Origin of the sequence: Nocardia speluncae NBRC 108251, assembly GCF_001613245.1 — a bacterium.
In the GTDB taxonomy this organism is placed as follows: Bacteria; Actinomycetota; Actinomycetes; order Mycobacteriales; family Mycobacteriaceae; genus Nocardia; species Nocardia speluncae.
Window position 1 is genome coordinate 111545 of record NZ_BDBZ01000016.1, and the last position, 21905, is coordinate 133449.

The 21905-nt window shown below is 66.8% G+C and carries 19 protein-coding genes; 14 read left to right on the top strand and 5 right to left on the bottom strand.

What is annotated here, in order from left to right; genetic code table 11:
- Positions 1 to 81: 81 nt before the first annotated feature.
- Positions 82 to 1290 carry a DUF7373 family lipoprotein gene (locus NS6_RS17025; protein WP_068042932.1) on the bottom strand — a complete coding sequence of 403 codons (1209 nt, stop codon included), beginning with the start codon at positions 1288 to 1290 and terminating at the stop codon, positions 82 to 84.
- A gap of 895 nt (positions 1291 to 2185) precedes the next feature.
- Here NS6_RS17025 and NS6_RS33990 point away from each other — a divergent pair.
- Positions 2186 to 3223 (top strand): FHA domain-containing protein, encoded by a 1038-nt coding sequence (locus NS6_RS33990; RefSeq protein WP_084471130.1) that lies wholly within the window; start codon positions 2186 to 2188, stop codon positions 3221 to 3223.
- A 118-nt stretch (positions 3224 to 3341) separates the two neighbouring features.
- Here NS6_RS33990 and NS6_RS17040 read toward each other — a convergent pair whose 3' ends face one another.
- Positions 3342 to 4775 (bottom strand): neutral zinc metallopeptidase, encoded by a 1434-nt coding sequence (locus NS6_RS17040; RefSeq protein ID WP_068042936.1) that lies wholly within the window; start codon positions 4773 to 4775, stop codon positions 3342 to 3344.
- A 114-nt stretch (positions 4776 to 4889) separates the two neighbouring features.
- Here NS6_RS17040 and NS6_RS17045 point away from each other — a divergent pair, with 114 nt between their 5' ends.
- From NS6_RS17045 to NS6_RS17110, 12 genes are all read left to right on the top strand, one after another.
- Positions 4890 to 7640 (top strand): FHA domain-containing protein, encoded by a 2751-nt coding sequence (locus NS6_RS17045; protein ID WP_068042938.1) that lies wholly within the window; start codon positions 4890 to 4892, stop codon positions 7638 to 7640.
- A gap of 91 nt (positions 7641 to 7731) precedes the next feature.
- The gene (locus NS6_RS35895) at positions 7732 to 9486 is read left to right on the top strand and encodes a hypothetical protein (RefSeq protein ID WP_245669394.1); all 1755 of its coding nucleotides are present in this window, start codon (positions 7732 to 7734) and stop codon (positions 9484 to 9486) included.
- 149 nt (positions 9487 to 9635) lie between these two features.
- Entirely contained in the window at positions 9636 to 10079 is a 444-nt protein-coding gene (gene rplM, locus NS6_RS17055) for a 50S ribosomal protein L13 (protein ID WP_068043042.1), read from the top strand.
- The gene (gene rpsI, locus NS6_RS17060) at positions 10076 to 10588 is read left to right on the top strand and encodes a 30S ribosomal protein S9 (RefSeq protein ID WP_084471131.1); all 513 of its coding nucleotides are present in this window, start codon (positions 10076 to 10078) and stop codon (positions 10586 to 10588) included. The genes rplM and rpsI overlap by 4 nt, the downstream gene beginning before the upstream one ends.
- A 195-nt stretch (positions 10589 to 10783) precedes the next feature.
- On the top strand, positions 10784 to 12166 hold the full coding sequence (glmM, locus tag NS6_RS17065) for a phosphoglucosamine mutase (protein WP_068043046.1): 1383 nt from the start codon (positions 10784 to 10786) through the stop codon (positions 12164 to 12166).
- Positions 12167 to 12640: 474 nt separating this feature from the next.
- Complete coding sequence (locus NS6_RS17070) at positions 12641 to 12832, top strand: PspC domain-containing protein (protein ID WP_062973500.1); 192 nt, start codon at positions 12641 to 12643, stop codon at positions 12830 to 12832.
- 165 nt (positions 12833 to 12997) lie between these two features.
- Positions 12998 to 13306: a DUF6802 family protein gene (locus NS6_RS17075; RefSeq protein ID WP_068042942.1), complete on the top strand. Its 309-nt coding sequence runs from the start codon at positions 12998 to 13000 to the stop codon at positions 13304 to 13306.
- A gap of 130 nt (positions 13307 to 13436) precedes the next feature.
- Complete coding sequence (locus NS6_RS17080) at positions 13437 to 13748, top strand: hypothetical protein (protein WP_068042944.1); 312 nt, start codon at positions 13437 to 13439, stop codon at positions 13746 to 13748.
- Positions 13749 to 13750: 2 nt separating this feature from the next.
- Positions 13751 to 15391: a hypothetical protein gene (locus NS6_RS34795; protein WP_157112801.1), complete on the top strand. Its 1641-nt coding sequence runs from the start codon at positions 13751 to 13753 to the stop codon at positions 15389 to 15391.
- A gap of 51 nt (positions 15392 to 15442) precedes the next feature.
- Positions 15443 to 15994 (top strand): hypothetical protein, encoded by a 552-nt coding sequence (locus NS6_RS17095; protein ID WP_068042951.1) that lies wholly within the window; start codon positions 15443 to 15445, stop codon positions 15992 to 15994.
- Between the two features lie 437 nt (positions 15995 to 16431).
- Entirely contained in the window at positions 16432 to 16701 is a 270-nt protein-coding gene (locus NS6_RS17105) for a type II toxin-antitoxin system Phd/YefM family antitoxin (protein ID WP_068042955.1), read from the top strand.
- Positions 16698 to 16967, top strand: a complete 270-nt coding sequence (locus tag NS6_RS17110; RefSeq protein WP_068042958.1) for a Txe/YoeB family addiction module toxin — start codon at positions 16698 to 16700, stop codon at positions 16965 to 16967. The genes NS6_RS17105 and NS6_RS17110 overlap by 4 nt, the downstream gene beginning before the upstream one ends.
- A 29-nt stretch (positions 16968 to 16996) precedes the next feature.
- Here the strand turns inward: NS6_RS17110 and NS6_RS17115 are convergent, their stop codons facing one another.
- The 3 genes from NS6_RS17115 to NS6_RS17125 form a co-directional block, all read right to left on the bottom strand.
- A complete protein-coding gene (locus NS6_RS17115; protein ID WP_068042960.1) occupies positions 16997 to 18187 on the bottom strand; it encodes an NAD(P)/FAD-dependent oxidoreductase in 1191 nt (396 codons plus the stop codon).
- 141 nt (positions 18188 to 18328) lie between these two features.
- The gene (locus NS6_RS17120; RefSeq protein WP_068042962.1) at positions 18329 to 18982 is read right to left on the bottom strand and encodes a Uma2 family endonuclease; all 654 of its coding nucleotides are present in this window, start codon (positions 18980 to 18982) and stop codon (positions 18329 to 18331) included.
- Positions 18983 to 19058: 76 nt separating this feature from the next.
- Positions 19059 to 19943, bottom strand: a complete 885-nt coding sequence (locus NS6_RS17125; protein ID WP_068042964.1) for a poly(ethylene terephthalate) hydrolase family protein — start codon at positions 19941 to 19943, stop codon at positions 19059 to 19061.
- A 36-nt stretch (positions 19944 to 19979) separates the two neighbouring features.
- Between NS6_RS17125 and glmS the strand changes: the two genes are divergently transcribed.
- Positions 19980 to 21863, top strand: coding sequence for a glutamine--fructose-6-phosphate transaminase (isomerizing) (gene glmS / locus NS6_RS17130; protein WP_068042966.1), 1884 nt, complete (start codon positions 19980 to 19982; stop codon positions 21861 to 21863).
- Positions 21864 to 21905 lie beyond the last annotated feature (42 nt).

Below are 21905 nucleotides of genomic sequence, written 5' to 3' on the forward strand. Positions count from 1 at the left end.
GGCAAAATTCCGGACGACTCGCCGGTGATGAGAAGGGCGGGGCCGCAACGTTTTCCACCCGGTCATCCCGGGCCGGAACGGCTACAGGCTGTTCGCCAGCAGCGCGTACTGGGCCGCGGTCTTCTGCCGGATCTGGGTTTCGTCGTCGCTGGACACCACACCGACATAATTCTTGTACGGGATGAAACAGCGATATCGGTATTGACGATCCGGATCGCCGGTACCGTTGAGCTCCAGGCATTTCGCACCGGGCACCGCCGCCGGTGCAGCCATCGGATCGTAGGCCGGGCCTGCCGATTCGATGAACCCGTTCACCAGAATCGGGGCGCCGGCCGGATCCCGCACCCGCGCCACGGAACTGCCGGCGGCGTAGGCGGTGGTTTCGAACCCGGATTCGTCGAGCAACCGGGCCCGGGCGGGCTGATCATCGGCCGAATTGATCAAATAGTTGCGGCCGTAGACGGCGAACTGGTCCGGATCCGGCTCGTGCCCCTCCCGATCGGTGACCACCACCCGCGCCAGCAGATTCTGCGGGTCCACCGCCAGACCGGCGATATCGGCAGTCGGCGTCGGTTCGAACCGGGCGAGCTGATCGAGCTGAGCGGTCAGAGTTCTGTCCACCCACGACACCAGATCGGCGCTGTCGGCCGCCGGGCGCTGGACGAACAGCGAGATCACGAACTCCCCGTGGGCGAGGAACGCGCCGATATTCGCGACACCGGGCCGCCAGTGCAGCAGCGCCTGCGGGTACTTCTCCGATTCCAGTTTCCGGTTGTCCGGCGAGACACCGATATCGGCGGCCTCCAGTTCGCCGGCCGCCTTCGCGGCGCTGCCCGTATCGGGGAAACGCAGTGCCACCACCTGGAGCGCGGTGGCATCCGAAGTCGGCCGCGTCTGTCCCGCGGGGTCGCCCTGGTCGGCACCGCTGGCGGCGTAACCGACCACCATCCTGCGATTCTCGAGGATCGGTTCGGATACATTGGCCAGGAAATCGACCGCGGTCGCCGGGTCCGGCAGCACCTTCGACCCTCGGCCGAATTTCAGCGACGGATCGACCTGGCTGCTCGTCGTGACGGCTTCCGACATCCGGATGCCTTCCAGCACCACGCCGTGGTCACCGGCCCCCTGCGGATAACTGAACCGGTCGACCGGGAAATCACCGACATCGAGGGTTCGGACATCGATCTCACCCGGCACCGGCGTACCGGCCACCGAACCACATCCGGACAGCCCGGCCACCAAGAGCGCGACCAGCGCGGTGAACGCGCCGCACCGTGTTATCCGAACCATGGGCAGGCCCCCCGTTCCGATCGAAGCCGCAGTGTCGAAGCTACCCGACGTCGGGTGATCTCGGGGAGTGCCGGTCCGGCCGTGCCATACCCTGGTGTGGTGGCAGACAACCCGCGGCAGCACCCGGGCGGAGATTGATCCGCATGCAGGACCAGCAGGTCGAGGTGGTGTACGGGCCGCATGCCGTGGCCCGGGTCGCGGGCGCGGTGGTGCTGGTGGCCCACCGCGGTACCGGCCGCCCCACCGCGGACTCCCCGGCCGTGCAGGCTCTGGTTGCCCTGGCCGAACTGGTCTATGAGGCCAGCGTTCGGCACCCCGACGGCCCCGGCGCCACGATCGCCCGGGACGCCACCAGATGGCTCATGGCATATACAGAGCGGGGTGGCCCCGGCGGTTCGGTCGATTTCGGGATACTGTCCGCCGCGGGACCGGACCGGCTGGCGATCTTCCTGCACGGCGCCGTCACCGCAGTCGTGGCCGGTGCCACCACCGAATATTTCCACGGCCGCGACGCGGCGCTCACCGTCGACCGGACCGCGTCGATACCGTCCCGCGCGGTGGCGCTGTTCGTCGACGACCCGCTCGCGGACACGGACGACGACGCAGTCCGGCCCGAGCTCCCCGCCGCCCGCGGGATCGGCCGATTGGTCGAAGGTATCGCCGAAGCCGGCGGGGCGATCGCGTGGGCACCCGCTGTCCGGCGACCCGCCGTGTTGCCGGAACCGGACCGGGCGAATGGGGTGGTACTCGGTAAAGCAGCCGTACGCGCAGGGTTTGAACAGCTCGGTGAACCTGTGGTTTCACTGGATGGTGCGCAGGGCCCGGCCGCAAGACCAGGGACTCCGGACGCGCCGGCGGGAAGCCTCGGGAGGGCACCGGGAGATCCGGAGGTCGAATGCGTGCCGGAACCCGCGGTGGAGAATCCGGGGGGCCCACGCAACCATCGGAGGTCACGAGCACTCCGGGGGCGGCGGCCGAAAGTTCCGGGATCTCGGAGCAGGGTCCCGAGACCGCTGCCCGGCGCCCGGACGATGACGAACCGCCGGCCCCGCGGCGCGACCCCGCCGGCGCAACAGCCCCCGCACCGACTCCGCCGGTCGACAGTGTGCAGCTGTCCGAGCGGGCGACCGTCACATCCTCCGGCGACCGCGAACAGGACAGCGGGCGACCGGCCGCCACCGATCCTCATCACGCGCAGACCGAGATCAGTGGCAGGCAACCACCCCGGGCGGGCCTGCCCGGGGAGGGACTCGACGAGACCGGCGACTCACCCGCGAACCGGGCGGGCCGGTCGCGGCCGCAGCCGGTGCATCCCACCCCACGCATGGATATTCCGGTACCGCAATCAGGCCCGGGTGAGTGGCCACGGCAAGGCCCGCCGGAGCGCGCGACCCCGCCGCTGGATCCCGAACTGCGCCGGCGCACCGAAGCCACCGCTAAAGGTGCGGCGCTGACTGTGAAGGTCAGGGGCTTCAAATGTGCGCGTGCCCACCCCACCGACCCGCGCTCGGCGTTCTGCAGTGTGTGCGGGATGCCGGTGGATCAAACTCAGCCGCTCATCGAAGTGATGCGGCCGCCGCTGGGCATCCTGGTCCTCGACGACGGTTCGACCCACCTGCTGGAAACCGATTCCGTCCTCGGCCGCGATCCGGAGAAATCCGAGCCGGCCCGCCGCGGGCTCACTCCGCTGCAGCTCACCGACAATTCTGGCGGCATGTCGCGGGCGCATGCCGAACTGCTACTGACCGAGTGGGATGTGACGTTGGTGGACCGCGGTTCTACGAACGGCACCCGGGCCCGCGCTCCCGGATTCCGGGAATGGGCGCGGGTGCCGCCGCATCAGCCGGTGGTACTGGTGCCGGGCACGGAGATCCTGATCGGTAACCGCACGCTGCGCTTCGAATCCGCTGCACCGCCACCTTTCGGGTCCTGAGGCCCGACAGCAGCTCTGCCCAGGTGCTCCGCCCTCGTGTGCTTGTTCTTCGCCGGACCGAACCGCGCAGCACCACGATCCTGAAGGACGCGTAATCGGCTGGCAGGCCGGTTCGTGACTACTCGTACCGCGCGGCGCAGGTTTCTTCTCCCCCCAGAACCCCGGCGCGGAAGGCGTCGACCCGGGAGAACCCGCTCGGCACGGTTTTGCCCTCCACATCACTGGCGGCGAGACCATCTGTGAGCAGGCCGGATACCGCTTCGTCCAGATCGCCTGCGGCCAGCGTGATATCGCCTACGTCGCGGCCGGTCTCGGCCAGTTTGCCCGTGGCCACACCGGACAGGCATGCGGCCCGGAGCCCGGTTTTCGCACCGACCAGTTCCTGGTCGCGGCTGCGTTGTACCGACAGGGTGTAGCGGGAGATGAACACGACGTAGCCGTTGTAGTCACCGGTCACCTTCACCGGTAGCGGAACATCGGCCTCGTCGGTTGCCGCCCCGCGTTCGGAGAGCCCGTCGACATTGGTCGCGATCGTATTGTTCGCCGGGCAGTAGGTCACGGGCTCGGTGGAGACGCCGTCGCGGCAGTCGATTTCGGCGCCGTCGTAGCTGTAGACCGGTTCGTCGGGTACCGGCAGGATCACCGAAAGCGCCTTGCCCAGTTCGACCAGGCTCTCCTCGGTGATATCGAATTCGCCGGAGGCGCCGTCGAAGGTCTGTGGCAGATCGCCGCGCCGCTGTTCGATCTCGTCCATATCGATCCCCTTGCAGCCCTTGGCGCCGTCGGTGAAGCCGACCTGCACGGCGGTGACCCGCTCGAAGGCCGAACCGTGCACACTTTCCGGGTCGTCGGGGTCGGAATCGCGGATCGCGACCGTCGCGGCGAGTACCGAATTCAACCCGTCGGAGGTGTTGATGGTGAAGTAGTCCGATTCGCCCTCCGCGACCCAGCGCATGTAGGCACCGGCGAAACAGTCGGCCTGCTGCTCCTTGACGATCACCGGATCGTCACGATCGACGATATCGGCGTTGTTCTGGATCGCGTGACCGTATTCGTGGGCGATCACCATGACCACCGCCATCTGCCCGAATGTCTCCGACATCGTGGGCAGCAGCAGCGTCCGGTCCCAGCCGATGGAGTTGTCCAGCCGGCAGTAGGCGGCATTGACCATCCGGTAGGTCGATTCGGTGCAGAACTCGACCGATTCGCGGCGGGAATCGCGGGCACTCCAGGAGATCAGCTTCTCCACCGGCTCGAAATCGCCCTCGAACTCGGTGCCGTAATGCTTGTCCCAGTACGCCTGGACGTCGGTGACCGCGTTCAACGCCAAGGTGTCGATCTCACCGCCGTCACCGTTGTCGGCACTCAAATCGGTGGGCGGGACGTTCTCGCGGGGCCCATTGGGGCCGCTCGTCGTCGGCAGCCCGGCCACCTGGAAAGGATTGTCGTAGACGGAGACCGCCCGGCCGTCCACCGCACGGGTACACCCGGTGACCAGCAGCACCGCGCACAGTGCCGCCACAGTGAGCGCGGCGACCCGGAGTTTCGGCATGGATCCTCCCCCATTTTCGGCCGGTTCGGGTGCTGGCATCTCCCGCTGAGCGGGGTGATCACCCCCCAAGCGGGGGCATCTCCGATGCCCGGGTAATGGAATAGTATCCGCTGCATGTCTGCACCGGGGGTGCGCACTATCACGGTGCGCCATGATGGAACCGAACGTGTCTTCGATTCGAATCAGCAGATCACCTTGGGCCGTGCGCCCGAGGTGACGCTGTTCGTCGACAGTCCGCTGGTTTCGCGGGTCCACGCGATACTGGCCTGGCAGTCGGGAGCCTGGGTGCTCACCGATAACGGCAGTACCAACGGAGTGTTCGTCGACGCACGCCGCCTCGGTGGGCCCGTCCCGATCGACCGGCCCACGCAGGTCCGCCTGGGGGACGCGATCACCGGGCCGCTGCTGTGGCTGGTTCCATCCGGAGTGCCGCAGCAGCAGGCGCGGCGGCCGCCCGCGCAGCAGCAATTTCCGTCCGGGCAGCAGCCGTATCCATCGGGCCAGCAGCCGTACCCATCGGGCCAGCAGCAGTTCCCCGGCGGGCAGCAGCAGTTCCCCGGCGGGCAGCAGCAATTTCCCGGCGGGCAGCAGCAACCCGCACAGCCGCCGCATCGACCCCAGTCCGCTCCGCAACCGCAGGTCGCGCACCGTGCCTCCGCCCCACTCGATCCGCAGCCCGCGCAGCGCCCGCCGCATCAGCAGCCACAACCGTGGGCACCGAGCCCGGGGCATCCGGCGCAGCCACCGCACTCCGGTCCGCTCGCACACTCGGCCGCCACCCCGCATTCCCCCGCACCACCGCACTCCGGCGCGACCCCGCAGCAGCAGCCGGCCAATGTGAACATGACCGCCAAAGCGAGTGTTGCGGCCGTACCGCCGGTCCGGCACCGCGCCAGCGAGGGCCCGATAGCCCGCGCCGACCGGATTCCGCCGGGCGGGCTGACCATCGGGCGTACCTCCGACAACCAGATCGTCGTCAACGATCCGCTGGCGTCGCGTAGGCATGCCCGGCTCGTCGCGGGCTCCGACGGCCTGGCCATCGAGGATCTGGGTTCGGCCAACGGCACGTTCGTCAACGGTGTCCGCCAGCAGCGCACGGTGCTGCGTGAACGCGACATCATCACTATCGGCAATATCGATTTCGAGGTCTCCCAGGGCACGCTGGCACACCGGCAGCGGCCGGTCGCCGAACAGGGGTTGACCGTGCACGGCGTCGGCTTCACCGTCGAAGGCAACAAGCAGTTGCTGGTGGATGTGAACATGCAGGCCGGACGCGGCACGCTCACCGCGCTGATCGGGCCCTCCGGTGCCGGCAAATCCACCCTGTCCCGGCTGATCGCGGGCAGTACCCAGCCCTCCGGCGGTCAGGTCGTCTTCGAAGGCCGCGATCTGCATGCCGAATACGAGGCGCTGCGTTCACGTATCGGCATGGTCCCCCAGGACGATGTGCTGCACCGCCAGCTCACGGTGCGGCAGGCGCTCGGTTTCGCGGCCGAACTGCGGCTGCCACCGGATTCCTCCAAGGCCGACCGGCAGCAGGTGATCGACGGTGTGCTGCGCGAACTATCACTCACCGAGCACGCAGACACCCGGGTGGACCGGCTCTCCGGTGGGCAGCGCAAACGCGCCTCAGTGGCGCTGGAACTGCTCACCGGCCCTTCGCTGCTGATCCTGGACGAGCCCACCTCGGGCCTGGACCCGGCGCTGGACCGGCAGGTCATGATGATGTTGCGCGAACTGGCCGATGCCGGTCGTGTGGTCATCGTGGTCACGCACTCCGTGGCCTGCCTGGATATGTGCGATCAGGTGGTGCTGCTGGCCCCCGGCGGGAAAACCGCCTACGCGGGTAACCCGGCGGGCGTCGAATCCGCGCTGGGCACGAGCGATTGGGCGAAGATCTTCGCCGATGTCGCCGCCAACCCCGATGCGGCCTTCGCCCACTATCGATCCCGGCAGGCGGCGCTACCGCCCCCGCCACCACCCGCGGCGCGACAGAGCGGAGGTGGTTCGCCGCCTCAGTCGGGTGCTTGGAAACAGTTCTCCACCTTGGCCCGGCGGCAGTTGCGGCTGATCCTGGCCGACCGCGGCTACATGGCGTTCCTGGTGTTGCTGCCGTTCGTGCTCGGCGGGCTGTCGCTGCTGGTGCCCGGTAGTAACGGATTCGGCCGGCCGCCCCTGATCCAGCAGGACGACGGCTCCTTCGTGCCCAAGGGCGATTCGGAACCACAGATGGTGCTGGTGGTACTGATTCTCGGCGCCTGCTTCATGGGTATGACACTCACTGTGCGTGATCTGGTGGGGGAGCGCACGATCTACATGCGCGAACGTGCGGTCGGATTGCGGTCGGGGGCCTACCTGTGGGCCAAGGTCACGATCTTCGGTCTCGCCGCGCTGGTTCAGTCGGCGGTGCTGGTCGGTTTCGTGCTGCTCGGGAAGAAACAGCCGCAGGAGGGCGCGGTGCTGGCGATGGGCGGTGCCGAGCTCTACATCGATATCGCGGCGACCGCGGTGTCCTGTGTCGTGCTCGGGTTGTTCCTGTCGAGCCTGGCACGGTCCAGTGAACAGGTGATGCCGCTGCTGGCAGTGGCGATCATGGGCCTGCTGGTGATGGCGGGTGGCATGATCCCGGTCACCGACCGGGTGGTGCTGGAGCAGGTCACCTGGCTGTTCCCGTCGCGGTGGGGGTATGCCTCTGCGGCGTCGACGGTGAATATTCGGGAGCTGTTCATCGCGGCGCAACCGGACGGGCTCTGGGAACACACCCGCGGTACGTGGTTCCTGGATATCGGCATGGTGGTGGCCCTCACGGTGGTGCTCGCGTTGCTCACCTGGAGCCGGTTGCGGCTCAAGAAGTCGGCACGATGAGACCGATGACCGGCTGCTTCCACTATTCGCGCCGCTGGTGGGTGGGGGCGGCGAGCGCGACGACCACACACCAGGCACACTGATGCCTGTGATGGTGCGAGTTGGTGCGGTACACCTCGGGTGGGATGTGGTGTCCGTGGCCGCGGGCGGATCCGGCGTACCCATCCGCCCTGTCCAGGTCGAGGGAAGCTATAACCCGCCCGCTTATTTGCTGGCCGATGCCGCCGGCAAGCTCTATACCGCCGGAGCGGGCCGGCAACGGCCCGATCTGGGGATGGCGATTCCGGATATACGGGAGATTCTCGGGCATCCGCAGATCGTGATCGCGGGCGCCACGTGGCCCGCCGAACTGGTCTTCCGGGCCCGCCTCTACAACCCACTGGCCTCGGTGGGAACGTACCTGCGCGGTAAACCCGATGTGATCGCCCTTCCGTATCCGGACGACTGGCCGGATCCGAAGATCGACGCCTACGCGCGACTGGTCGAGCAGCTCGACGTAGAGGTCGAACCGATCCCGGAGTCCATCGCGCTCTCCGGCTATGTGCGGGCACTCGGCCTGGTCCGGGCACCCGATCACCGCCTGCCCGACGGGCTCGGCGCGACCGCGGTCCATTTCGACGGTCAGGTGGTCGACGGCCGCGCCAATGTGCTCGTGGTCGCGGTCCACGGTGACGAGGAACGGCCCACCGAATCGGTGTACGTCCCGATCGACCCCGAATCCATCCGCGACCCGCGAGTCGCCGACGACACCGTGATCGAGGTGATGGCCGCGGCCAGGGCGATCGGTGCCGACAATTCGACGGTGCTGCTGGCAGGGCAGGTCGTCTTCAACGAAACCTTGCGGTTCGCCTTCCGTAATCATCTCGGGCAGCGGCTGAAGAAGGCCGAACACCCCATGCACGCCCTCGTTCTCGGTGCCACGCATCTGCTGGTGAGTGAGAACGAGGACGACGACGAGGAGGGCGACTCAGCGGGCTACTCGCAGACAGCGCCGCCTGCCGGTGGGCCCGGTTCGCATGCTCCGCCGTCGGGTCCGGCTCGGGACGCGGAGCCGGGACCGCACTCCGCCCGCACCGGACCAGGCTTCTCGGGTTCCGGCCCGTCGGGGCCCCGTCAGCCCGGCTCGGCGGCACCCGGCGCGCCCATTCCGGGAGGTGGTCGCGCACCAGGTGGCGATCCGTCGACCGGCCCCTATTCGGGGTCGCAGCATCAGTACGGCACCCCGCCCGGGTCGGCGAGCGACGACGCCACCGTCCAGGTCGACCGCGGTGACATGCCTCCCTCGACCTCCGGGCCGGCGGGACGGTTCACCCGCGCCCCCGATCCCGAAACCGGCAGCCAGGCCGCGGTGCCGCACCGGTCCGGCCCTGGACAGCAGGGGGGGTCGCCCGCCGGCGGCGCCGAGGGCGGCGACGAGCAGGGCAAGGGCAAGCTCTGGAACAAGATGAAGGACAACCTGTTCGGTGCGCATGCTCTGCTGGGCGTGGCGGCTCTTGCGGCCGCCGGGGCCGTCGGCGGGGCGGCTACCGCGCAGGCGCAGGTCGCGCCGTCGGGTGTCGTCGGCCCGGCCGGGCGCAGCGCCGATACCGTGATCTCGCACCGCGCCGCGGGTTGTGTGCCCATGCCGCGCGTGCTGGTGGAACCACCCGGCGAAGCCGGGACGGCGCCGCAGGAACGTCCGCTCTATGCGCGGGTACCGGCACCCGGCGCGGGCGAATCCGCGCCCGGCCGGGAAGCACCGGCGGACGACGGCGTCGAATGCGGCCGATCCGGTATCGATACCCTCCGCTATCTGGTGCCCGGCCGCCCGGGGATCACCGACCCCGGCCCGCCGTTCGACATCTGAGCCGGAAGCGGCCGATTCAGGAGGGGGTCGGCCGGCTGGTATCGTGGTCCGCTGGTGTGCGGAACACCGAGCCCGGGTCTCAACCGGCCGCCGGGGATCTCTCGTCCGTGCACCTGGCCGGCAGCATCGACGACAGACAGGGAAGCACTGTGCCTACGTACAGCCCGAAGGCGGGTGACGTCACCCGGCAGTGGTACGTCATCGACGCCACTGACGTAGTGCTCGGCCGTCTTGCCGTTCAGGCAGCGAATCTGCTGCGTGGCAAGCACAAGCCGACCTACGCTCCGCATATGGATGGTGGCGATTTCGTCGTCATCATCAACGCCGACAAGGTTGCCATCAGCGGCAACAAGCGCGACGGTAAGCGCATTTACCATCACTCCGGGCATCCCGGTGGCCTCAAGTCCCGCACTGTCGGTGAGGTGCTGGAGACCCGCCCCGACCGCTTGGTGGAGAAGGCCGTGAAGGGCATGATTCCCAAGAACAAGCTCGGCAACGCCATCGCCGGCAAGCTGAAGGTGTACGCGGGCCCGAACCATCCGCACACCGCCCAGCAGCCCGTTCCGTTCGAGATCAAGCAGGTGGCCCAGTGACCGCTCCCGAGGAATACACCGAATACGACGAAGCGGTCGTCGAGGACGCTGCCGCCGAGGTGCTGGACGAGGGTGTCGTTTACGAAGAAGACGCCGAATTCGTCGAGTTCGCGGCCCCGCTGGACCGTCCCGTCCAGACCGTCGGCCGCCGCAAGGAAGCCGTGGTCCGGGTGCGCTTGGTGCCGGGTACCGGCAACTTCGTGCTGAACGGCCGCTCGATCGAGGACTACTTCCCGAACAAGGTGCACCAGCAGCTGGTGAAATCCCCGCTGGTCACCGTCGAGCGCCTGGAATCGTTCGATGTGTTCGCGCGCCTGCACGGCGGCGGCCCCTCCGGGCAGGCGGGCGCGCTGCGCCTGGCCATCGCCCGTGCGCTGACCGTGGCCAACGCCGACGATCGTCCCGCGCTCAAGCGCGCCGGGTTCCTCACTCGTGACCCGCGTGCCACCGAGCGCAAGAAGTACGGCCTCAAGAAGGCCCGTAAAGCGCCGCAGTACTCGAAGCGCTGATATCACCGGTGCCGGCCTGTCCGCTCACACTCTGTGGGTGGGCAGGCCGGTGTCGGTTTCGAGAGCAGGCAGCCAGCCGGAGTCTGGTCGCCTGCTCTCGTGCTATATCTACCGCGGTGTTCGTCGGCCGGCCGTTCGACGGTGTTTCCGGCCACGGTCGTCGCGCGCTGTGGACTCACTGACGAGGGGCAAGATATGGGACGTTTGTTCGGCACCGATGGTGTACGCGGGCTGGCCAATGATTCGTTGAGCCCGGAGCTCGCACTGCGCCTCGCGGGCGCGGCGGCGCAAGTTCTGGGTACCGAAGTCCGGTCCGGGCGCCGCAAGGTCGCGGTGGTGGGGCGGGATCCGCGCGCGAGCGGGGAGATGCTGGAGGCCGCCGTCACCGCGGGGCTGACCGCCGCCGGAATGGATGTGTTACCCGTCGGCGTGCTGCCGACCCCCGCTGTCGCCTACCTGACCGCCCTGCACGATGCGAGTCTCGGGGTGATGATCTCCGCCTCGCACAATCCGATGCCCGACAACGGGATCAAGATCTTCGCGGCCGGCGGGCACAAGCTGGACGACGCCGTCGAGGACCGTATCGAGGCCGTCGCCGCCGCCGGTGATTTCGCCCGGCCGACCGGCGCGGGTATCGGGCGGGTGCTCGCCGCGCCGGGGTCGCGGCATCCCGGATTCGATATGCCCGAATTCAGTCTCGAAGGCACCCATGAGCGCTATATCGAGCATCTGGTCGAGGTCACCGGCCGGGACCTGAATGGTCTGACCGTCGTCGTGGACTGCGCTCACGGTGCCGCGTCGGAGGTCGGCCCGGCCGCCTACCGGGAAGCCGGTGCGCAGGTCATCGCGATCAACGCCGAACCCGACGGCCTCAATATCAACGACGGTGTGGGCTCGACCCATATGGCGCAGGTGCAACGCGCGGTCCGTGAGCACGGCGCCGATCTGGGCCTGGCCCACGACGGCGACGCCGACCGCTGCCTGGCCGTGGACGCTGCCGGCGAACTGGTCGACGGCGACGCCATCATGGCCGTCCTCGCTCTCGGTATGCACGAAGCCGGAACTCTGGCCGAAAACACTCTCGTCGCCACCGTGATGAGCAACCTGGGCCTGCATATCGCCATGCGTGACGCCGGAATCACCGTGCGCACCACTGGTGTCGGCGATCGCTACGTGCTCGAAGAGCTACGCAGCGGCGGGTTCGCTCTCGGCGGCGAACAATCCGGCCATGTAGTTTTCCCGCGGTTCGGCACGACCGGCGACGGTGTCCTCACCGGCCTACAGCTGATGGCCCGGATGGCCGCGACCGGGAAACCGCTGGCGGAGTTGGCGAACGTCGTGCAGAAGGTGCCGCAGGTGCTGGTGAATGTGCCCGTCACCGATAAGGTGGCCGCTACCGCAGCCGCAGAAGTGCGCGCCGCGGTGCAGGAGGCCGAACGCGTGCTCGGCAATTCCGGGCGGATCCTGTTGCGTCCGAGCGGCACCGAGGAACTCGTGCGGGTGATGGTCGAGGCGACCGACCCCGCACAGGCCGGGGAGATCGCCGACGATATCGCCAAACGCGTAGCGGCCGTATAGGTCACGGCGCCGTCAGCGCAGGCTCCAGAGGAAACCGCTGAACAACACCAGAAACCCGCCGTCCTGTGCCCCCATCTTGCCCGCGCACTCTCCTGCAACCTCGGCACACCCACCCCATCAGCGCGCGGAGCGGTCCTCCGCACCGACGCCCCCGGCCGCTACGGTCGCGAGCGGCCGCTCTCCCAACGGCCTCGAGGCGCCGGGGCGCAACGACAATCGTGTGAACCGGAGAGGGAGGCGGACCCGAGCTTCGACATGGGGTAGGAGCACCCGTGCTCGTGGCGGGGTTCCGGTCCGGCCGGGCTCGGTCGGTGTGTGCGGCACGCGAAGCCCTCAGCGGGACCGGTGGTTCGGGGTCGACCCTGAGTCCGGCGCCGCCGGATATCAGGGTGAGTATCGGTATCGCTACCGATGCGCGCCCACGCCGCAGCGCGGACAGTGGAGTGTGTAGTCCCCGTTATCGAAAGGACCGCCATGACCGCCCCCACACGCCGCTTCACACGCTCCACCACCGACAAGTGGGTCGGCGGTGTCTGCGGCGGTATCGCCGAATACTTCGGCTGGAGCTCCGGAATCGTCCGCCTGCTCTTCGTCGTATCCTGCGTACTCCCCGGCCCGCAGTTCCTGGTCTACCTGGTGCTGTGGCTGCTGATGCCGAAACGCTGACCGCGCACCGCAAGGCCCCCGGCTGCCCGTGAGCCCCCACCGAGCCCCGTTCCCGTATGGGAACGGGGTTTCGCTATGCCCATCCGGGGGCTGCGTTCCGGTGCCCGAGATGGAAAGATAGGCCGAAACTCGCAGCGCCGCCGAAGATGGAACTCAGGAGGACCCATGCCCGTATCCGGAGAGTTCCCAGGTCTCGGAATGCCGGGCTTCGACACCACCTCCTCACTGGACAACCTCGGTCCGGTCGAGATGGAAAGCCCCACCCAAGACCTCGACGGCGACGGCATCCTCGACACCTTCACCACCACGAATTCCGACTCGATGAGCGTCTGGACCGACTCCGACCTCGACGGCTACGCCGACCAGTTGAGCGTGGTGGAAAACGACGGCGACTACGCGGCCTGGGAGTACCACCGCAACCCGGACGGGACGGGCGAATGGCGGCAGACGGACCAGGGGACTGTGGGGGAGTAAAACGTTTCGAACGCTCGGGGCCGGAAGGGAACCGCCCCCCGGGCGGGCGCGTCGAATCAAGTAGCAGCAGAGCGCCGCAGGGCCGATCGGGGAGTTCCCGGGAGGGGCGGGCAGGACGGAGGGGAGACCCATGAGTACGGGTGAGGTCGGTGTTCAAGGCGACGGCCTGGTGAGTCTTGCGGACAAGATGCGTGGTAGCGCCGGGGAGGTGAACAAACAGGTTGCGGTTGTTGACACCGATATGGTCGGGTCCGCCGACACCGGGTTCGCGTACGAGGCCCAGGGAAATGCCATTCACGCCGCGCTGACGGGAGTGCAGCAGTGGCTGAAGGACTGGTCCGAGGCTGTTCAGCTCACCGGTGACGCCTTGGGAGAAACGGTGGTCACAATGACGACAGTCGACCAGGAAAACTCTGAAAAAACTCAGCAGGCAGCGAGCTGACCGTGGAGAATCGCAAATGTTCTGAATTATTCGAGATCGGATCGAGGGCGCTGCGGTATTTCGAAATTCTGGAGGTTCGCTATGTGCGTTGGGTGCATGAGCATACGACTCCTGATTTCAAGACTTACGCGGATTTAGTTGCACTCCTCTATAAGCTGAACGGATTAAATGAGGATTCGTTTCGGGGATGTGCGAATTCATTGAAGGACGTCCTCGGCAAGGTCGAACACGAGCGCACCCAGCAGGTTGTGTTCGCGCAAACGCTGCCGTCGGTGTGGTGGGGTGAGGCGGCGACCATGGCTTCGAACATGATGGCTGAACAGCTGCGGCTCTCGGCAGATGACATCGCTGTTCTGCGCAGAGTCCACGAGGAAATGGACGCCACGCCACAGGGGTTGCGGGAAGCGCTCGGAATCATAGCCAATGCCGCTACCGGCATTTCCGTGGACCACGATATAACGGTCCATGGGAAGTCTCCCGAAGATATCGATAACATAATTTCATACGCTGAAGGTGACTGGAGTTCCACAATCGGGTTCGGTGATACTCTGCTGGACAAAGTGAACAGGATATTCCCGGAACACAAGGCCACCGGAATGAGTGGTTGGACTGCTGAGGACGCTACGACAACGGTCTACCATGAAGATGGCACCAAGACAACAGTGGACAGTAGTGGTCCTACAGCTAAATTGAGAGACCATTGTAAATGGTGGCTCGACAATATATTCAGGACAGACTACGAGTCCAATATCACGGAATTCGTAAATGCCTGTAATCAGGCGAATCAGGCCGTTACGACTACGTATGATGAACTGGTCAAGGATTTCGCCGGTCTGAACGCAACGAAATATCCTTGCCCGAGTAGTTCACAGGCGCCGCAGACTACGGCGCCCGCAGGGGTGGCTCCAGGTCAACCCGCTACCCCGGGCGCTCCGTCGACGCCGGGTACCCCTTCGGCACCGGGACAACCAGGTGCACCCGGCGCCCCGTCGACGACTGCCCCGAATGCGGAAAACCCGTTGTCCGCCCTGGCTTCATTGGGAACCCAGCTCGCTTCCTCCAGTGTCGGAAGTCAGTTGGCTCAGGGGCTGAACGGTCTGTTGAGCTCGGCGTCCGAACAGGTCACCAGCACGCTGGAACAGCTCCGGGAAGAAGCCGAGAAGGTGATCGACCCGGAGGATGAGGGATCGGATGCCGATGGAGACGGCAAGCCCGACAAGGATCTCGATGGTGACGGCAAGCCGGACGCCGACAATGACAGCGGTGTGGAATTCAACGGCAAGGAGTACAGGCTCGAGGTCGGCTCGGACGGACAGCTGAAACTGGTGGTGGAGGCCCCCGAGGGCGGCCCGCAGACGTTCCACGTGGAGATCGGCGCCGACGGCAAACCGAAGATAGTCGGCGAAGGGGAACCCGAGCAGGCAGCTCCTCCTTCCGCGGAAGGGCAGCAACCGACAGCCCCGCCTGTGGGGGTGCCCGGGGCGCCGACTGGTCAAAGGCAAGAGGACGGCGAGCACCAGCCACAGAATTATCCGACGCCGCAGGAGCCTGACGAGGGGAATCATGAACCGGATCCTCCGGCTCCGCCTCCCACGCCTGCTGTGGACACAGGGGCGCAGTTGGCCGAGGCCGGACCGCTGTGATCATGGCCAGAATTTCGGGGAAGGTACTCGGATGCGGACGGTGACTTAGATATGGCGAGCGAAGTCGAACGGATCGGAGAGGAATGCCGCCGGTATTCCGAGCGCATGGTAGCGCGGATGGCGGAGGCGAAGGCGCAGCGAGAAGCGCGTAGCCGAGAACAGGCCGAACGGGCAGCGGCCGAAATGCAGCAGTTGCGTCAAGAGTTGGTGGAGCGTGCAATTGGCCAGGAGGACCGGCAGGATGATCGTCCAGTACGCGTAGGTGGGCAGGGGAGGCAGGGCGACGAGCTGTTGTCCTCTGCCGGACGACAGACGGGAGTCGAAGCGTTCCAACTACAGGAAGCCGAGGTCCAGCGGCTGCGCCGGGAGGCGTTGCGCATACGAGAGAAGACAGTGGCGCCGTCCGAGGCCGACGGGGTACCCGTACAACAGAGCGATGTGACGGGGTGCCCGGCAGACCCGGCGCAGACCGGCGACTTGGACCCACGCAAAGCGATCGCTCGTGCCGCTGCCGCCCGCCGGAGAAACAGTGTTGTGGCACCGATAGACGACGACGGTGACGACGAGGCGGAGTACTACCGGCGAGGTAGCTGGCTGGTCTGAAGGGCCGGATGCGGGACCACCAGCACCTCGGCGTCGTGTTCGAGAATGTGTTGCCTGGCGATCAGGGTGCCGAGCCCGGACGATCTGGTGCCACTGAATACCGAGTGGACGACTTCGAGTCGATACCGGCATGCCAGGTGCTGGAGTTTGCGACCGGGTGTGTTCGGTCGACAAATAGCCAGATCTGTATTCAGGCGGTCTGTGGGGCCAGAGCCGCAATCCGCCGAACGCGTCCGCCGATCTCGATCGATCCGCCGGGCCTCGGACACGTGAGGATCTGCGAGCCCCGACCCTGTGATGGTCAGACCGCGGCTCAGAGTTCCCGTCAGGAGCAGCGCTGCGGCGCCCGTCGCCTGATCCTCGTCGATGCCGATTATCTGTACGGGATTCTGTACGGGATATGTACTATTGTGGTAGTCCGCTGACAAGGAGATCCGATGCGTGCGATGAATGCCACCGAGGCTCGCGATAACTTCGCTGCGGTCCTCGATGCTGCTACTGAGGACGACGACGAGGTCATCATCACTCGGTCCGGGGACCGAGAACCCGCGGTCGTGATCAGCCTGCGCGAGTACGAAGCGTTGAAGGAGACCGCTTACCTTCTCTCGTCGCGTACGAATGCGCGCCGGCTGGCGGAATCGGTGGAGAATGTCCGCGCCGGTCGAGTCCAGGCCCGCGACCTTGTCGACACCGAGGGGGATCGGTGAGTCGTAAGGTCCTCTTCGACGACCACGGATGGAACGACTATCTGTCCTGGCAGGCCGAGGATCGGGCTGTTCCGAAGAAGGTGAACCGGCTGATCGAGGACATCCAGCGCAACGGTAACGGCGAGGGTATCGGAAAGCCGGAACCGTTGCGGCAGAATCTGTCCGGGTGGTGGTCGCGACGTATCACCAAGGAACACAGGATCGTTTACCACGCTGATGATGACACGGTAACTGTCATTGCATGCCGATACCACTACGACACCTGAGCCTGGAAGGCAGTGGTGGATTCGGTGTTCTAGGTGACCGGCGTGGATGCGTTATGGCGCTGAGCTTGTAGCATCTGCGGTCGATGTTTGCCGTCGCCGAGCCAGCGGTGGGAGCCCGGCTTACGTGCTTCGGTCGCCAGGTGTTTGATACCTGCCTCGCAGGCGAATTCCTTGAGTTTCTTGCCTGCGAATCCGCTGAGGTACAGCCGCATTCCGGTTTCGTCCTTGTGCCCGAGCTGGTAGATGCCGGCTTCACGGCCGAAGCTGAGGCACATGGCAGGGAAGGCGAGGTCTATCGGGGCCGGCTGTTCGCCCGCGATGCGGTGCAGAACGGTGTCGGCGGCGTGGGCGCCCAGGCAGTAGGCGGTGTAGGCGCTCATGCGGAACGGGAGGTTCGAGGGGGCCGAGGAGTCGCCTGCTGCGATGATGCGGTCGTTGTCGACGCTGGTCAGCGTTTCGTCGGTGAGCATGCGGCCGGTGGTGTCGGTGCTCAGCCCGCTACGCTTGGCCAGGTCGGGGACATCGAAACCTGCTGTCCAGATCGTTAGTTCACTCGCGAGTACCCGACCGTCGCCGAGTTCGACGGCGTCCCGGGTGACCGCGGTGACGGTCGCGTCGGGGCCTTCGATCACGGCTGCTCCCAGCCGGGCGAAGTACTTGCGGGCTGTCCGCCGCGCCTTCGGGTGCAGGTACGCACCGAGAACACTGCCGCAGACCAAAGTGACCGCACGCCCCCGCTCGGCCAGTTCCGCGGCGGTTTCGATACCGGTCGGGCCGCCGCCGATCACCGTCACCGGCGCGGTCATGGGGATATCGAACAGTGCCGAGCGCAACCGGTGCGCTGCCTCGAGTGTCGCTACGGGGTAGGCGAATTCGGCCGCGCCGGGCACCCGCGACACGGCGCCGGAGCTGCCTACCGCGTAGATCAGGTAGTCGTAGTCGATCGTTGCGCCATCGGCCAGTGTCAGGCGGCGCTCGGCCGGATCGATTCGCGTCACGCTGTCGACGACCAGCCGGACACCCTCGGCCAGGATGTCCTGGTAGTCGACGGCCGCGTCGTGGGTTCCGCCCACCAGCTGGTGCAACCGCAGCCTGGGGACGAAGACCTCACGAGGATTGATCACGGTCACCGTCACGTCATCGCGCTTGGTCAGGCGATTGGCCGCCATCACTCCGGCATATCCGCCGCCGACCACCACCACATCGATGTTGTTGCTCACGGTGTCTCCTTCGTTTCGAGGGTTCGAAAACAAGACAACGCAGCTTCGAAAAACCTGACAAGATGTGATGTGGATCACTAACTGGCCGGCTGTGGTCCTGTCGTTTGCCGCGACGGGCGGTGCGGAAAGTCGAGCGATCGGTCAGAATTCGAGCTCGGCCCAGGGGATGGAGATGGGGAAGGGGCGCTCGATCTCGATGGCCGTGGTATTTGCGGGCGTCCACTCGTCGGCGAGGAGATAGTTGGTCTGGTGTAGCGGTCGGACGCCCTCGTGGATCTGCCCCGGCGCGGTTTCCAGCACGTAGGCGCGGACGGTGGCGATACGGCGAGGGTTGCGGGCCAGATGCACTTCCCAGTACCAGGGGATACCGCTGCCGGCGTAGCGGATCTTCTTCGCTTCGATATCGGTCTTGGGGTTGGAGGGAGACAGGACTTCACCTGCGAGTAGCACATCGCTCGCGTGAACGTCCTGGTATTCGGATTCGAGGCAACGGAAAATCAGGAAATCTGGAGTGACGAAGTCGGCTTTGTCATGCGCCTTCAGGAAGATATTCGTTTCCATGCCCACCTGCCGGCAGTGCCCGGTGCGGCGGGTCATATCGTCGTGGGCATTCCGTCGCAGCGCTGACCAGAATGTTCCTGTGTACTGCTGATGCTCGAACGGCCCTCGGCGGACCCAGACCACGCGGCCGTCCCAGAGTTCGATCTGGGTGGCGAGTTCCTCGGGCAGTTGTCCGAGTTCCTCCCAGGTGAGGTATTCGGGCAGGTCGGGCGGTTCGACCCCCGATGTGGACATGCCGCTCATGTTAGTCGAGCATGCCGGGTCACCTGGGGTGATCAGGCCCGATGAACGGGTGCTCGCGGGGCGGGCGTTACTTGCGCAATGTGCGGACCAGCTTGCCCACCGTTGCCGGATCAGGGGTTGCGGCGGCTCGGCGGGTTTCCTCTTGGTCGTGGAGTGCGGACGCCGGGTCGATGACGTGGGTGTGGCGGATCGACGTCTCCGGATCCGAGAAGGCGGCGTAGGTCTTGTCGCCGAGGAGGGTGTGCAGGAGGTAGCCCGTGAGGAGAGCGCGGGTGGCGCGGGCCGTTTTCGGTTCGTGTTTGCCGCCACCGAGGGCGGCGAGCAGGCGGCGACCCTCGGTGAGGCCGTTGGGTCCGGCGCCTTCGAGAGTGCGCAGGATCGCCGGACCCGACCAGGCGGCGGCCAACGGGACCGCGTTGGAGTTGAGGGAGTCGATATCGGAGACGCCGGCCAGGATCAGGGCGGGCGTGTCGATTTCGGGGGCCACCGATTCGGCGGGCGGCGAGGTGGGCGCCGGGAACAAAGGGGCGACCGCGGCGACGCGGCGCTGGGCGGCGGCGAGGACGGCGGCGCCGGCGCCCATACCGTGGCCGGCGAGAGCCAGGCGGGTGGGATGCACGGTGACGGTGCCGTCGCCGAGGCGGACGCCGGTGCAGATATCGAGGGTGGTGAGCAGGTCGGTGGCCAGGTTCAGGTGGGAGGCCAGCGGGCCGCGTTCGGTGTCCGGCGCGGCGGCGACAATGCCCCAGGATGCGAGGTGTTCCAGCAGCGTGGAGTAGTTACCGGCGCGGTTGAGCCAGCCGTGGCCGAAGGCGACGGCCGGTAGGTCGCGGCCGCTTTCGGGCGTGTACACCACCCCGGGCTGGCCCGCGATGGCCAGGTTCCCGCGGAGCACCCGGTGCGGGCCGCGGCTGGTCAGAGTGCTCAGAAGTGATTTCACAGACGCCGACACGACGAGAAGGCTAGCCGATAAGTACTCTGGGGAGCCATGTGCGGAATCGTGGGGTACGTCGGGTACCGGGACGCGTTGGGCGTCGTCGTCGCTGCCTTGCGCCGCATGGAGTACCGAGGTTACGACTCCGCGGGCGTGGCGATTCTCGACGGCACCGGGCATGCCGCGGTCGAGCGGCGCGCCGGCCGGTTGAGCAATCTGGAAGCGGCGCTGGACACCGCGGGGCCGGGCGTGTTCGCCGGCGCCACCGGGATGGGCCACACCCGCTGGGCCACGCACGGCGCGCCGACCGACCGAAACGCCCATCCGCATCAGGATGCGAGCGGCAAGATCGCGGTCGTCCACAACGGCATCATCGAAAACTTCGTCGAGCTGCGGCGCGAACTCGAGGACGCCGGGGTGGAGCTGTGCAGCGAAACCGATACCGAGGTCGCGGTGCACATGGTGTCGCGGGCCTACGCCGAAGGGCCGACCGCGGGCGATTTCGAGGCCAGTGTGCTGGGAGTGCTGCGGCGGCTGGAGGGGGCGTTCACGGTGGTCTTCACCCACGCCGACCATCCGGACACGATCGTGGCGGCCCGCCATTCGACCCCCCTGGTGGTGGGCGTCGGCGAGAACGAGATGTTCATCGCCTCCGATGTCACCGCGTTCATCGAGCACACCCGTGAAGCCGTCGAGCTGGGGGAGGGCCAGGCAGTGGTGATCACCGCCGGCGGCTACCGCGTCACCGATTTCGACGGCTCCACCGACGGTGTGCATTCCCGGCCGTTCACCATCGACTGGGACCTGGCCGCCGCCGAGAAGGGCGGCCACGACTACTTCATGCTCAAGGAGATCGAGGAGCAGCCCGGCGCCGTCGCCGATACGCTCATCGGACATTTCGACCAGACCCCCGGCCAGGACGGCCGGATCGTGCTGGACGAGCAGCGCCTTTCCGACCAGGAACTCCGCGATGTGGAGAAAGTGTTCGTGGTGGCGTGCGGAAGCGCCTATCACTCCGGCCTGGTCGCGAAGTACGCCATCGAGCACTGGACCCGGCTGCCCGTGGAAGTGGAGCTGGCCAGCGAATTCCGTTACCGCGACCCGGTGCTGGACCGCTCCACCCTGGTGGTCGCGGTATCCCAGTCCGGTGAGACCGCCGACACGCTGGAAGCCGTCCGGCATGCCAAGAGCCAGAAGGCGCGGGTGCTGGCGGTCTGCAATACCAACGGCGCGCAGATCCCCCGCGAATCCGATGCGGTGCTCTACACCCGCGCCGGGCCGGAGATCGGAGTCGCCTCCACCAAGGCGTTCCTCGCCCAGGTGACGGCGAACCTACTGGTCGGGCTGGCGTTGGCGCAGGCGCGCGGGACCAAGTACCCCGACGAGGTGGCTCGCGAGTTCGCCGAGCTGGAGGCCATGCCGAAGCTGGTGGACAGGGTGCTGGAAACGGCGCCGCAGGTGCGGGCGATCGCCCGGGAGCTGGCGCGGGAGCGGACCATCCTGTTCCTGGGCCGCCATGTCGGTTACCCGGTCGCGCTCGAAGGCGCGCTCAAGCTGAAGGAACTCGCGTACATGCACGCGGAGGGTTTCGCGGCGGGTGAGCTCAAGCACGGTCCGATCGCGTTGATCGAGGACGGGCTGCCGGTGATCGTGGTGATGCCTTCGCCGAAGGGACGCGGGGTGCTGCACGCCAAACTGCTCAGCAATATCCGGGAGATCCAGGCGCGTGGCGCGCGCACCATCGTGATCGCGGAGGAGGGTGATGATCTGGTCCGGCCGTTCGCCGACGATCTGATCGAGATCCCGTCCGCGCCGACCCTGTACCAGCCGCTGCTGTCCACGGTTCCATTGCAGGTTTTCGCCGCCGAGGTGGCGCAGGCCCGCGGCTACGACGTGGACAAACCGCGTAACCTCGCCAAATCGGTGACGGTGGAGTAGAAGTCTCTCGCCGCATTCGGTTGTTCACCGCAGGCGCCGGCC

Coding starts and splice junctions, on each gene's coding strand:
- NS6_RS17025 (WP_068042932.1), bottom strand. CDS start 1,290: ATGGTTCGGATAACACGGTGCGGCGCGTTCACCGCGCTGGTCGCGCTC.
- NS6_RS33990 (WP_084471130.1), top strand. CDS start 2,186: ATGCGTGCCGGAACCCGCGGTGGAGAATCCGGGGGGCCCACGCAACCA.
- NS6_RS17040 (WP_068042936.1), bottom strand. CDS start 4,775: ATGCCGAAACTCCGGGTCGCCGCGCTCACTGTGGCGGCACTGTGCGCG.
- NS6_RS17045 (WP_068042938.1), top strand. CDS start 4,890: ATGTCTGCACCGGGGGTGCGCACTATCACGGTGCGCCATGATGGAACC.
- NS6_RS35895 (WP_245669394.1), top strand. CDS start 7,732: ATGGTGCGAGTTGGTGCGGTACACCTCGGGTGGGATGTGGTGTCCGTG.
- glmM (WP_068043046.1), top strand. CDS start 10,784: ATGGGACGTTTGTTCGGCACCGATGGTGTACGCGGGCTGGCCAATGAT.
- NS6_RS17070 (WP_062973500.1), top strand. CDS start 12,641: ATGACCGCCCCCACACGCCGCTTCACACGCTCCACCACCGACAAGTGG.
- NS6_RS17075 (WP_068042942.1), top strand. CDS start 12,998: ATGCCCGTATCCGGAGAGTTCCCAGGTCTCGGAATGCCGGGCTTCGAC.
- NS6_RS17080 (WP_068042944.1), top strand. CDS start 13,437: ATGAGTACGGGTGAGGTCGGTGTTCAAGGCGACGGCCTGGTGAGTCTT.
- NS6_RS17095 (WP_068042951.1), top strand. CDS start 15,443: ATGGCGAGCGAAGTCGAACGGATCGGAGAGGAATGCCGCCGGTATTCC.
- NS6_RS17105 (WP_068042955.1), top strand. CDS start 16,432: ATGCGTGCGATGAATGCCACCGAGGCTCGCGATAACTTCGCTGCGGTC.
- NS6_RS17120 (WP_068042962.1), bottom strand. CDS start 18,982: ATGTCCACATCGGGGGTCGAACCGCCCGACCTGCCCGAATACCTCACC.
- glmS (WP_068042966.1), top strand. CDS start 19,980: ATGTGCGGAATCGTGGGGTACGTCGGGTACCGGGACGCGTTGGGCGTC.